The organism is Algoriphagus alkaliphilus, assembly GCF_900103735.1.
GTDB lineage: Bacteria > Bacteroidota > Bacteroidia > Cytophagales > Cyclobacteriaceae > Algoriphagus > Algoriphagus alkaliphilus.
This window is the reverse complement of record NZ_FMXE01000038.1, coordinates 30,350-43,086: the sequence shown is the minus strand read 5'-3', so window position 1 is coordinate 43,086 and position 12,737 is coordinate 30,350. Positions and strand designations below refer to the sequence as shown.

12 protein-coding genes are annotated in these 12,737 nt (G+C 43.6%); 4 read left to right on the top strand and 8 right to left on the bottom strand.

Annotation, left to right across the window (positions count from 1 at the left end; translation table 11 throughout):
• Both BLQ81_RS19230 and BLQ81_RS19225 read left to right on the top strand, forming a co-directional pair.
• Positions 1-436 (top strand): ATP-binding protein (locus BLQ81_RS19230; protein ID WP_139183680.1); only part of this gene is annotated, 436 nt, incomplete at its 5' end.
• Positions 437-551: 115 nt separating this feature from the next.
• Positions 552-1,403 carry a sugar phosphate isomerase/epimerase family protein gene (locus tag BLQ81_RS19225; protein WP_092733814.1) on the top strand — a complete coding sequence of 284 codons (852 nt, stop codon included), beginning with the start codon at positions 552-554 and terminating at the stop codon, positions 1,401-1,403.
• A 261-nt stretch (positions 1,404-1,664) separates the two neighbouring features.
• On the opposite strand, the gene BLQ81_RS19220 is transcribed toward BLQ81_RS19225, so the two are convergent.
• From BLQ81_RS19220 to BLQ81_RS19210, 3 genes are all read right to left on the bottom strand, one after another.
• Positions 1,665-2,762: a serine hydrolase domain-containing protein gene (locus tag BLQ81_RS19220; RefSeq protein ID WP_092733811.1), complete on the bottom strand. Its 1,098-nt coding sequence runs from the start codon at positions 2,760-2,762 to the stop codon at positions 1,665-1,667.
• Between the two features lie 127 nt (positions 2,763-2,889).
• Positions 2,890-3,330, bottom strand: coding sequence for a nuclear transport factor 2 family protein (locus tag BLQ81_RS19215; protein ID WP_092733808.1), 441 nt, complete (start codon positions 3,328-3,330; stop codon positions 2,890-2,892).
• A 23-nt stretch (positions 3,331-3,353) separates the two neighbouring features.
• The gene (locus BLQ81_RS19210; RefSeq protein WP_092733805.1) at positions 3,354-4,526 is read right to left on the bottom strand and encodes an MFS transporter; all 1,173 of its coding nucleotides are present in this window, start codon (positions 4,524-4,526) and stop codon (positions 3,354-3,356) included.
• A gap of 143 nt (positions 4,527-4,669) precedes the next feature.
• Here BLQ81_RS19210 and BLQ81_RS19205 point away from each other — a divergent pair, with 143 nt between their 5' ends.
• The gene (locus BLQ81_RS19205; protein ID WP_092733802.1) at positions 4,670-6,043 is read left to right on the top strand and encodes a sulfatase family protein; all 1,374 of its coding nucleotides are present in this window, start codon (positions 4,670-4,672) and stop codon (positions 6,041-6,043) included.
• Positions 6,044-6,087: 44 nt separating this feature from the next.
• On the opposite strand, the gene BLQ81_RS19200 is transcribed toward BLQ81_RS19205, so the two are convergent.
• From BLQ81_RS19200 to BLQ81_RS19185, 4 genes are all read right to left on the bottom strand, one after another.
• A complete protein-coding gene (locus tag BLQ81_RS19200; RefSeq protein ID WP_092733798.1) occupies positions 6,088-6,693 on the bottom strand; it encodes a MarR family winged helix-turn-helix transcriptional regulator in 606 nt (201 codons plus the stop codon).
• 177 nt (positions 6,694-6,870) lie between these two features.
• Entirely contained in the window at positions 6,871-7,134 is a 264-nt protein-coding gene (locus BLQ81_RS19195; RefSeq protein ID WP_092733795.1) for a DUF2024 family protein, read from the bottom strand.
• 72 nt (positions 7,135-7,206) lie between these two features.
• Complete coding sequence (locus BLQ81_RS19190) at positions 7,207-7,440, bottom strand: thioredoxin family protein (RefSeq protein WP_092733793.1); 234 nt, start codon at positions 7,438-7,440, stop codon at positions 7,207-7,209.
• Between the two features lie 388 nt (positions 7,441-7,828).
• Positions 7,829-8,137: a nucleotidyltransferase family protein gene (locus BLQ81_RS19185; protein WP_092733791.1), complete on the bottom strand. Its 309-nt coding sequence runs from the start codon at positions 8,135-8,137 to the stop codon at positions 7,829-7,831.
• Between the two features lie 352 nt (positions 8,138-8,489).
• Here BLQ81_RS19185 and BLQ81_RS19180 point away from each other — a divergent pair, with 352 nt between their 5' ends.
• The gene (locus BLQ81_RS19180; RefSeq protein ID WP_092733788.1) at positions 8,490-9,683 is read left to right on the top strand and encodes an ATP-binding protein; all 1,194 of its coding nucleotides are present in this window, start codon (positions 8,490-8,492) and stop codon (positions 9,681-9,683) included.
• 133 nt (positions 9,684-9,816) lie between these two features.
• Here BLQ81_RS19180 and leuS read toward each other — a convergent pair whose 3' ends face one another.
• The gene (gene leuS / locus BLQ81_RS19175) at positions 9,817-12,591 is read right to left on the bottom strand and encodes a leucine--tRNA ligase (protein WP_092733785.1); all 2,775 of its coding nucleotides are present in this window, start codon (positions 12,589-12,591) and stop codon (positions 9,817-9,819) included.
• Positions 12,592-12,737 lie beyond the last annotated feature (146 nt).

Here is a 12,737-nt window from a genome sequence, read left to right as displayed (position 1 = left end):
CAAGGGCGAATCGGTACTCATTACCGGGGCCACCGGATGCGGCAAAAGCTATCTGGCTTCCGCTCTGGGACATCAGGCCTGTCTGCTCGGATTCAAAGCCGCCTACTTTAACACCCAGAAACTTATGCTCAAAACCAAAATGGCAAGGCTAGAAGGCACTGCCATTAAATTCTTCGACCGCATCGCCAAAACAGACCTGCTGATTATGGACGACTTCGGGCTTACCCATCTTGAAAAACAGCACCAACTTGACCTGATGGAACTCATCGAAGACCGGCACGGAAAAAAATCCACCATTATCGTCAGCCAGTTGCCCGTGCAAAGTTGGTATGAAGTCATCGGAGAAGAAACCATTGCCGACGCAATCCTGGACCGTCTTCTGCATTCTTGCTACCGTATCGAACTCACAGGAGACTCATTAAGAAAAAAAATGTAAAATTGTCAGGCTATTAGTAATCCAATACCAAACCATTTTAGAGGGGGGTCAGTATCCCCGGAACAGGGGTCAGTATCGTCCGGAATTTCCACTATGGTCCATTAACTTAAAAACCATGAACAAAATAGGATTCAACGTGCTGGCTTGGTCAGCGGAGATTTCAGAAGGCTTACTGCCGATTTTGGACCGATTGAAAGCTATCGGCTACGATGGAGCAGAGTTTTTTGTAGGCGGTACTGATGAAAAAGCATGCCGCCTAGTCGGAGACCATTGCAAAAACATCGGACTCGAAGTCACTACGGTGACGGTATTGAGTCCGGAGGAAAACCCGATTTCACCTGACGCTAAGGTCCGCGAAAAGTCCATCGAAAAACTCAAGTGGGTTCTTGACCGTGCTGCTGATCTGAATTCCCAAGTCCTTTGCGGGCCTTTCCATTCTGCTTTTGCGACTTTTGCATCCCGCGCCCCGATCGAGGACGAGTACAACTGGTCCGCAGAGGTCCTGCATGAAGTTGGAGATTACGGAAAAAAGCTGGGAATTTTGATGACTCCCGAAGCCCTCAACCGCTTCGAATGCTACTTGGCGAATACTATGGAGCAACTGGACTACTTACTGGCTAAGGTCAATCATCCAAACGTTCAGGCCATGTTTGACACCCACCATGCGAATATGGAGGAGAAAAAACTCGGGGCAGCCATAGAATTCATCGCTCCACGACTGGGACATTTTCATATCTCAGAGAACGACCGGGGCACTCCGGGTTCGGGGCATGTCAACTTTGACGAAACTTTTGAAGGATTGAAGAAAGTCGGTTATTCCGGTTGGCTGACCATCGAGGGCTTCACCCGCAACGATCCGGCTTTTGCCAATGCCATTGGAGTCTGGCGAAACTTTTCCGAACCTTGGGATATGGCCGAAAATGGCTACAAGTTGATCCGGGAAATGGGGGAGAAGTATGGGCTCTAAAAGTATTTAGCAGCAAGGTATCAAGTATCAAGTATTTGGATTCAGAGACAAGAAGCGAGACTGTGAGTAGTAAATAGTTAATAGTAAATTGGAATGATCAATGACCTATTATCAAACTCAATGATCAAATTCAAGGAACAATGATCAAGTGATTAGAGACTGGACACTGCGGCTGACTATTGTCTACTTATTTAGTAAATAGTTGATGGTAAATTGTAATGAACAATGATCTAGGAATTGCGAACTGAACACAGCGACTGCCTACTCGCTGCTTTTCCCCATCTCCAAAAGAATCTTTTCAAAAATCGGAGCCACCGCGCTTCCTCTCCAGCCACCTGAATAATTCGCGGACATGTACAGATTGAGTTCGGGGATGTAGATGACTTGAGTACCCCAAAATCCAGAGTGAGAAAATGCTTCCAGGCCATTGACCTTGATTTTATACATGCCCATTTGGTAATCCATTCTTGCTTTGGTTTCATAGGTCACAGGCTCCAGCATGATTTCCAGTGTTTCGGCTTTTTCAAAGACTTTTCCCTGAAAAAGTGCCTGAAAGAAATCGACCAATTCCTGCGTAGTTGAAAGGATTCCTCCCCCACCGTAATAATCCATTGTTGGGCTAAACTGATAGGTGTCCCGTCCTTGGAAGTATTGGTGGATGCGCAGCTGATCTGTTTCGGCATCCATTCTTTCAAAGTCAGTTCGGTTAAGTCCGAGCGCCTCTATTCTCAGCAATTCCTTCAGGCCACTGTCCAAGCTCTTGCCGGTGTACTTTTCGATCAATTCACCTAAGATCACATAGCCTGTATCCGAGTAGCTAAACTGCTTTCCCAGAGGGCCAATGGGATCTCCTTTTTCCACACCCATTTGTAGTTGTTCGGTGCGAGTCCATTCGTGATCTGGAGCATTGACAACGGTCTCAAAGAACTCAGGTGCATTGGTGTGGTCAAAGAAACCTGCTGAATGCCTTAAAATCTGCCTGATAGTGATCTTATCCAAATCATAATCCTGCGATAGAATTTTTGTATGTTCCTGAGAAATGTGTTTGGAAATCGGGTCTTCCAGCTTCAGAATACTCTTTTCCATCAGTCGGAGAATACCTGCCGTGACATAGGTCTTTGTGACACTAGCGATGCGGAAGGTTTCTTCGATTTGCAGAGAGTCACCGAGTGCCCGATCGTTGATTCCTGCAGCCCCTGACCATGAAAAGCTTTCATCTCCGGATTCAACCGTGAATAGGATTCCCGGATTCGACTCTGTGATTTCTGATTGGAGAACCTGTTGAAATTTTTGAGCTTGTACTTGATTCCAGATAGCAGTAAAAAGTGCAATTCCAAGAAAGCTGTGAATTGATTTCATGAAGGATGATTAGTTTGTAGGTTTTTTGAGTCCGATTTTAGGGCCATTTATTGAATTGAGCACTGATCAAAGTCAATTTTCAATGATCACGGGATTAAAGACTGTGTACACTGCGACTGCCTACTGTTTATTCCTCCTCCGGAATGGCCATCGTATGATTCGCCAAAAGTTTCCACTGCCCATCAACGAGCGCATAGGTCCGCATAAAATGATAAGTCGTCGGACTTGGACCTCGGTCCACCACGGTGTAGCCGCTGACCACTCCGGTGGTTCCTACAATCACCACCTGCTGATCCCGAGAAGTACGATTTTTTGTGTCGTCTGCCTGTCCTGCTTTGATTCGTTTTGCTCTGCCAACGGCGGCCTCTTTTCCGTCTATTTGTCCGGCGTGATTGTGCACCCAAACAAATTTATCCGCTAGCAGATTTTCCAAAAAAGCAACATCAGATTCCAAAAGTGCTTTTTCCCAGCCAAGGTCGACTTGGAGAAGTTGTTCATTTTGGGTTTGACCCACAGCAAACCAATGGATCGAAAGGATAAGGAACGAGGTGGTAAGAAGTGTTTTCATTTTTTAGGTGATTTTAAAAGAAATTACAAGATTTTTTCGGGTTTAACTTTTCTATTCATCAAGTTGGTCATTGCGAAAATCAACATCAAGAAAATCCCTAAATAGCCCAAAAGGAAGGAATATCCGGTAAAGCTTGCAATTTTCCCAAAGAGAAAAGGCATCAGCGTAATTCCCATATAGGCACTCGCCATCTGCATACCCATGATGGTTTGAGAGTGCTTTTCTCCGAAATTAACAGGAGTCTCATGCAGCAGACTCGGGAATATCGGTGCGCAACCCAAGCCAATCAGTAGAAACCCGGGTAAAATCGTTCCTGAAAATGGAAGGAAAAGCAACACCAGACCCAAGGCAATCACTCCAAGTCCAAGTTGAACCAATTGGCGATTGGTCAAGTGAAGCGTCAAAAAACCGGAAAAAAATCGTCCGATTGTGATTCCCAAATAGTACAAGGAAGTAAGCCTTGCCGCCTGATCGACTTCAAATCCCCTTTCGAAAACCAGGAAACTCGCACCCCATAGCCCAAAAGTCGCCTCAATCGTGCAATAGCAGAAAAACACCGCAAGGGCTTGTTTCAATCCGGGAACCCTTGTTAAAAGTTTTAAGAAGTTTGATGGCCTTGATTCTGGAGTTGATGCCGATGTCTTTTGGTTTTTTACCCAAAGGGGAAATGAAAGGAGCAAAATCACCACCAGGCCAATTTGAATCCAAGCGACAGTTTGATAGCCGCTGTTCCAGGAATCACCTTTGGCCAAATAACCTGCCATGATTAGCGGTCCGATGGCGGCTCCTACACCCCAAAAGGAATGTAGCCAATTCATGTGTTTGGCCTGGAAGTGCAGTGCGACGTAGTTATTTAGCGCGGAATCTACACTTCCTGCGCCAAGTCCGAGGGGAATCGCCAAAAGGCACAGGAAGAGAAAGTGATCTGAATAGGCAAAACCCATCAAGGCCAAAGCTGTCATTCCCACGCTGGAAGTAGTCACCGCCGTCACGCCAAATCTATCGATCAGTTTTCCGCTAAAAAGGCTGGAAATCACCGTGCCAGACGCTACGATCATAGCGATGATTCCGGCATAATCCAGGGGGACACCCAAACCTTCAACCATCGCCGGCCATGCCGATCCCAACAGCGAATCCGGAAGTCCCAAGCTGATAAAGGCCAGGTAGATGATGAGCAGGAGAAGGAGTTTTTTCAAAAGTGAGGGGGATTAGCTGCTGAGGATATTAGAAATGGTTTTAGCTAAAATTAAAAAAGTTGGACAGTTCTTCAATTTTTTCTTTGAGCAGGATAGTTACCTGGAAAAGACTTTGTCTCTTGGATAGTCCGAAACTATCAATAATGCGAAACCTCCTATTCCTAGCCTTGCTTTTGAGCCTAAGTTTTCAGGCTTTCGCGCAACAAAACCGTCCCAACATCATTTTTATCCTCACCGATGACCAACGCTGGGATGCCTTGGGTTTTTCCGGGAATCCGATTATTCAGACACCTGAGATGGATCGGTTGGCTGCACAAGGGACTTACTACGAAAATGCCTTTGTTACTACTCCAATTTGCGCAGCGAGCCGGGCCAGTATTTTGACCGGAATGTATGAGCGAACGCATGGCTATACTTTTGGGCAGGGGGATATCAAAGCACCCTACATCAACCAGTCGTACCCTGTCGAACTGCGAAAGGCAGGGTATTTTACCGGATTTTTTGGAAAGTTTGGGGTGAATTACGAAGGGTTTGATGGGCTTTTTGACCAAGGTGATAATTACGATCGGAATGGAAAGTTTGACGATCGGAGGGGTTATTTCTTCAAGACTTTGGGAAAAGATACCGTCCACCTGACCCGCTATACCGGACAGCAGGCGATTGATTTTATCGCAAATGCTCCGAGTTCAAAGCCCTTTATGCTTTCCCTGAGTTTCAGCGCACCTCATGCCCATGACCCGGCCAAGCTCCAATATTTTTGGTCACCGGAGTATGATACGATGTATCAAAATATCACGATTCCCGATCCATTGCTGAAGGAGGACTCCTATTTTCAAGCGCAACCAGAATACGTCCGTAAAGGGGAAAACCGCACTCGTTGGCATTGGCGATACGATACCCCCGAAAAGTACCAGCATAGTGTCAAAGGCTACTACCGTATGATCTCTGAAGTGGATGCGGAAATCGGTAAAATCCGAAAAACTCTTGAAGAAAAAGGCTTGGCAGAAAACACAGTGATTATCCTGATGGGAGACAATGGCTATTTCCTAGGCGAAAGACAACTTGCGGGCAAGTGGCTGATGTATGACATTTCGCTGAGAGTACCCTTGATTGTCTTTGACCCGAGGGAAAAAGGAGGAAATAGGGTGAAGGATTTTGCCCTGAATATTGATGTGCCATCCACAATTCTGGATTTGGCTGGAATTCCAATACCCATAGCTTGGCAGGGTCTTTCACTACACTCTAACCAACTCCCCAAGCGGGAAGAATTGCTTTTTGAGCACCTTTGGCAAACTCCGATCATTCCACCTAGCGAAGCCATCCGTACCGAGCGTTGGAAATACTTCCGCTACCTCAATGATCCCGGGCATGAGGAATTGTATGATCTTGCTGAGGATCCATTGGAAATAAACAACCTCATCGCAGACCCAAATCACCGAGAACTTATTATCCAACTTCAGAAAAAACTAAGTAAAAAAATCTGGGAATATGAGAGTAGTAGGGTAGTGGTTCGCTAAATCTACCTTTTCTCAATAGATGAATACATCATATACCGGCATTTTCAAGCAGGAATCAACTCGTGTTCCGCACAATCAATTCTTAATTCGGTGTTTTGTAGTTGAGATTGCAAGAGCTTACAATAATGCTGTCCTTCATCGTGTTGATAGTTGACACAGGTAAAGCACATTCGTTGAATGGTGATGATATTTGCCTTGTGGAGTTCGTGGATAAGGTTTAGCAAGCTCGAAAGGATGATTTCTTTTTGTTCATTTGAAAGCGTAAACAAAGGTTTTTCAATCGCAAAGGCAAAGTTTGCCGATTTCTCGGCTGTCTGTTTACCTGCGGGAGTCAAACCAATGATGTAGCTACGTGTATCTATTGGGTTATTAAATTTTTGAATAAGTCCTTTTTGAAGTAACAGCTTAACACTATCGCTGATAGTGGCTTTGGTCATATTGAACTCCTGAGACAAATAGCTCACTTTGCACTTTTCGTCCGAATGGAAAAGCAGGAAAATCAAAATCTGAATTTGTATTGGACTTAAAGCATTCTCTTTGCTTTCGAGCCAAAGCAAAACACGAAAAGCTTCTGCGATACGTTCCAAAGCCACGACAATTTTGCTTTCAACTTTTTGGTTTTGCCTGTCTAGGGAAAATGGTGATTTCATGTGTTTATAAATTGGTTTTTAATTGCCACATGGAATACCCCCAGATAATCATGCTCCTGTGTGTCGCTCTTTCGACATGGGTATTTCATCTGTTTATATTTTGTTTTTTAATAGTCAGATGGAATGCCCTGGATAATCATTCCCCTGTGTGAGAAGCCTTTCTCATGGGCATTTCGTCTAATTGCAGTTTTCCATTTCGTAAATAAAATATCCTTGTTTTTCAATACTCTCTTTCCATTGGGGTTTTACGGTTTCAATATGGCAAAATCCACATTCTTTTGATGTTAGAAGTTGCCCGTCTTGATTTTTTGTTGTGAGATATGTCCTACCGTAACTGTATATTGTTTCAGCATCTTTTATCTCTTCAGGTGCGATAATATCGAAGTGCATCATACTACCGTCTTTTTTTGTCACATAAGTATCCCAAACTGCTACTTTCATATTTTTGAAATTTTGTGATTTATAGAAAGAGCCTTGCTAAGTTAGGAATCCTAATATTGCAAGGCGAAAAAATTAGCCTTTAACATCAGCCATAGACGCACCAAAATTGAGATGAAGCACATTGCCATTGGGTGTTAGCAAAGCTGGTACTGATTTTACGCCTTTGGCCTCTGCTTCGGCAATTCTGTTTTTTTGTTCGCCTAAATGGACGATTTCAACTTTAGCACTACCGATAAGCGATACGATGTCTTGCTCTGCACTAATGCATACAGGGCAACCTGCGTGGTAAAATACTGACTTTGTCATTTGATAGGGATTTAAGTTTATGGCAAAATTGCCATTGTAAATATAGTAAGGAGTCCTAACAAATCAAATTTACTTTTCGGTCTTTCCATTTTTTTGCTCTATTCGTTCATTTTTGGTGGTGGGTGTTTCGCCTGTAGCTAATAGGAGGCCCATTTTTAGGATTTGGAGTCAGTAAAGCTACTCTCAGTTCGACATCATTTTATTTTCGGTCGAGTAACCATTAAACTACTCCGGGCTGAGAAGCATCCAGCCAAAAGTTTCAAGAAAGTTTTGATGATCGAATCGGATTGTTTTAATGTCACGTAGAAAGATATCGAGTTAAACTTCTTCTCCTTCAAAAAATTGCTCAATCTCCTCTATACAGGTTAAAATGTCAAAAAGATGGGTTTTAATTTTTCTGTCCATAAATCAATTCTCTTGTTTCATCAATTTCCTCTTTGAAGTAAGGATTCCTGATGGCAGAGTATTCGACCAAATCCACTCCCCTTTTTGAGAGGTCTTCCAAAGCGAATTTTAATTCAAAATAGTTACTGGCAAAGTCGTCAATTGATTTTCTTTCAAATTCAACCACAAAATCAACATCACTTTCTTCATTAAAAGCTGGTGTTAGAACCGAACCAAAAGCATAGAGTTTTTTCACTTTGTGCTTTTTACGAAGCGATTTGATGACTTCGCTATTTGTAACAAGAAGGTTCATGGATCAAAATGGGGTTATTCAGTAAAATGGGAAAGTGCACAAATCGTTGAAAATGAGCTATTTTAGTTGATTAAACTTTTTTGTTCCTGCAGATTTCCGCTGGAAAAGTCGCAGATGTGGGCAGATTAGGTTAGTTTCAGATATCTCAATATTCTCATTTTTTGATTAGACTGTTTTCGATTATGCCGAAAAAAAAATCAGCGAAATCCTGCCTGATTTTTATCGTGAATCAATACCTATCAAGCATAGCTTTTTTTCCAATATTTGCTTGGTATATTAAGCAAATAATTTTATTATAGCCTTTTATATAAAGCATAAATACTTATTTTTGCTTATTATAATAAGCAATGTTATGGAATTCATAGATGAAAAATTTTTAAAGAAAATTGATGCCACTTCATTGGACTTTGTCCGAAGTATAATTGATAAGATCCGCTGGGAGGCGAGGTTGATCGGTATCAAAGGACCAAGAGGAGTAGGGAAAACCACCCTGCTGCTCCAATACATCAAGAAAAACCTGCCCATTGACCATAAAACTTTATACGTGAGTTTGGACAATATCTGGTTTGCACAGAACAGTCTGTTGGACTTGGTAGATCATTTTGTCAAAAGAGGAGGCAAATACATTTTCTTGGACGAGGTACATAAATACCCCAATTGGTCCATCGAAATCAAAAACATCTACGATGACTTCCCGGAATTGAAGATTGTGTTTACAGGTTCCTCTATGCTGGAAATCCTAAATGCCCGCGCTGACCTCAGCCGAAGGGCGGTGATATACTACATGCAGGGTTTGTCTTTCCGAGAGTTCTTGGTGATCAAGACAAAAAATAAATTCCCTATACATAGCCTGGAAGCTCTGATTGAAAACCATGTTTCCATTGCAAGGGAAGTCTTGCAAAAGGTAAAGCCTCTGGAGCATTTTGGCGCATACCTAAACCATGGCTACTTCCCCTTCTTTCAGGAGGTACCGGATCTGTACCATCAACGTTTGGAGGAAGTAGTGAACATGACTTTGGAGATCGAGTTGCCCCTGCTGCGGAGTGTGGATATTTCCTACATTCCCAAGCTGAAGCATTTGTTGCATATCATATCCGAGTCAGTTCCCTTTATTCCAAATGTAACCAAGCTTAGCGAGCGCATAGGCATCAACAGGAACACTTTGGTGAGCTACCTCTTTTTCCTGCAAGAGGCCCATTTGACCAAAAACCTCTACAAGGACATCAAGGGAATTACCCAAATGCAAAAGCCGGAAAAAATTTACCTCGAAAATACCAACTTCCAGTTTGCCTTTACTCCAAAAAATGCCGACTTGGGTAACTTAAGGGAGACTTTCTTTATCAATCAGCTTTCACATGCCCATACCGTTGAGTACGTAAAGGATGGTGATTTTAGGGTCAATGGTAAGTACATCTTTGAAGTAGGGGGCAAAAATAAAACTACCGAGCAGATTCAGGGAGTTAAAAATAGTTTTATCGCTGCCGATGACATTGAATACGGTAATCCCAAGAAAATTCCGCTGTGGCTGTTTGGGTTTATGTATTGATTTGATCAATTGTTAAAAAATTCCAATAGTAATATCATCAAAGGTTTGAAAGTGATTTCAATTGCTGGTGACTCTAAAAAATTGGGCCAAAAGAATAATCCCTTGGCCCATTGATTTTCAATGTAATGACTACTTAAACCACCAAATTCACAATCTTACCCGGCACGATGATCACCTTCTTGGGAGCTTCGCCTTCCAGCCATTTTTGAACGTTGGCATCGGCCAAGGCTGCTTTTTCGATTTCAGGAACTGCAAGAGAAAGCGAGAGATTCAGCTTTGCCCGTAGCTTGCCATTGATCATTACAGGATATTCGAAGTTGCTCTCAACCAAATACTCTTCCTTGAACTCCGGGAAAACCGATGTCGTGATCGAGGTAGTATGACCTAATAGCGCCCAAAGTTCCTCGGCGATATGCGGGGCATAAGGAGAAACCAAAATCGCCAAAGGTTCCAATATTTCCCGCTTGTTGGATTTCAAAGCGGTCAGTTCATTCACACAGATCATAAAGCTGGACACGGAGGTATTGAAAGAGAAATTGGCCATGTCGTCTTCCAGCTTTTTGATGGCTTTGTGCAACGCCTTTATTTCCTCTTTGCTTGCAGGTTCATTGGAAACTGCAAATTCACCCGTAGTATTGTGATACAGGTTCCAGAGTTTTCTCAGAAACTTGAATACGCCATCGATTCCATTGGTATTCCATGGCTTAAACTGCTCCAAAGGGCCCAAGAACATTTCGTAGAGTCTCAAGGTGTCGGCTCCGTATCGCTCGATGATGTCGTCCGGATTGACCACGTTGTACTTGGACTTGGACATTTTCTCCACTTCCGAGCCACAGACATATTTGCCGTTCTCCAGGATAAATTCCGCATCCGCTAAGTCCGGTCTCCAAGCTTTGAACTTGTCCAGATTGAGTTGGTCATTATTAACAATGTTTACATCCACGTGTATGGCAGAGGTTTCATACTGATCTCTTATTCCATGCGATATAAAGGTGTTGGTACCTTTAATTCGATACACAAAATTGGATCTTCCCTGAATCATTCCTTGGTTGATCATCTTCTGGAATGGCTCATCGATACTTACCACGCCCAAATCATACAAAAACTTGGTCCAGAAACGGGAATAGAGCAAGTGGCCGGTTGCATGCTCAGATCCTCCGATATACAAATCCACAGCGCCCCAGTAGTCGGTTTTGGCTTTGTCGGCGAAAACGGAATCATTATTCGGATCCATGTAGCGGAAGAAATACCAGCTCGAACCTGCCCAACCCGGCATGGTACTCATTTCCAAAGGAAATTCTCCATCAGCAGTTTTGTAGGTCCAGTCTTTTGCCCTGCCGAGTGGAGGTTCGCCGTCTTCTGTGGGTAAGTATTTATCTACCTCAGGCAATACCAAAGGAAGGTCTTTTTCTTCAATCAGATAAGGCAGTCCGTCCTTGAAATAAACCGGAAGCGGTTCGCCCCAATAGCGCTGACGTGTAAAAATTGCATCCCGCATTCTGAACTGGATTTTGCCTTTTCCGATGCCTTTTATCTCGAGGAATTCGATGCATTTCTCCATGGCTTCTTTCATGTACAATCCAGTAATAAAGCCTGAATTGATGATCAAACCGCCTTTGCCTGGGAAAGAACCGTTTTCCATCGAGCCGTCGATCACTTGGCGGATTTCGAGACCGAAGTGCTTCGCAAAGTTGTAATCCCGCTCATCATGCGCAGGCACGGCCATCACAGCACCGGTTCCGTAACCAGCCAAGACATAGTCCGCAACCCAGATTTGGATTTCCTCTCCGTTGAATGGATTGATTGCATATGAACCGGTGAAAGCTCCCGAAATGGTTTTGACATCGCTCATTCGCTCGCGCTCCGAACGGTTTTTCGCGACTTCGATGTAGGATTCCGCAATAGCTCTTTGATCCTCAGTGATGAGTGAAGCAGCAAGTTCACTTTCCGGTGCCAAAGCCAAATATGTTACGCCATAGATCGTGTCTACTCGTGTGGTGAATACTTTGATGGATTTATCGGAATTTTTGACCTGAAAGACCATTTCGGTACCGATGGATTTTCCGATCCAGTTGCGCTGCATTTCCTTGATGGGTTCGGACCAGTCCACTTTTTCCAGTCCTTGTAGCAAACGGTCTGCATAGGCGGTGATCCGCATGGACCATTGCATCATCATCTTTCGCTCCACAGGATGACCACCTCGTTCTGAGAATCCGTCCTTTACCTCGTCATTGGAAAGTACAGTACCCAAAGCCGCACACCAGTTGACGGTCGTTTCAGCCAAGAAAGTCAAACGGTATTTCAGGAGCATTTCCTGCTTTTCTCTCTCAGAAAATGTGTCCCAATCAGAAGCTGTAAAAGTTGGGGTGTCGTCATCGCAAACTGCCTTGACACTCGTGTTTCCTTCTTTTTCAAAGTGGGAAATCAAAGCGTCAATCGACAAAGCTTTGTCAGCATTCAAATCATAGTAGCTATTGAAAAGCTGCATAAAAATCCACTGCGTCCACTTGTAATAAGCCGGGTCAGAGGTGCGTACTTCCCGGTCCCAATCGAAAGCAAAACCGATATTTTTCAGCTGCTCTGTATAGCGGGTGATGTTTTGCTCAGTGGTAATGGCAGGATGCTGCCCGGTTTGGATGGCATATTGCTCTGCAGGCAGACCGAAAGAATCATAGCCCATCGGATGGAGGACATTGAAGCCTTTGAGCAGCTTGAATCGGGAGACGATATCAGAGGCGATGTAACCCAGTGGATGGCCAACGTGGAGACCGGCCCCCGAAGGATAAGGAAACATGTCCAAGGAATAAAACTTGGGACGATTTGGGTCCACTTCGGCTTTGAATGTTTCATTTTCTTTCCAGAAGGCTTGCCACTTTTGCTCGATTTCCCTGAAGTTGTACTCCACCATGATTTGATTTTTGATTGCTATTGGTTTTTCTAATCGTTTTTATTGTCCCAAGATTGAGATTCTCATGAAAAGCAAGGTTCAAATCTATGATTCAGGCCACTTCGGTCCTCCGTCCTTTGCCGATTTTTAGATTTTTCTGCTAAACG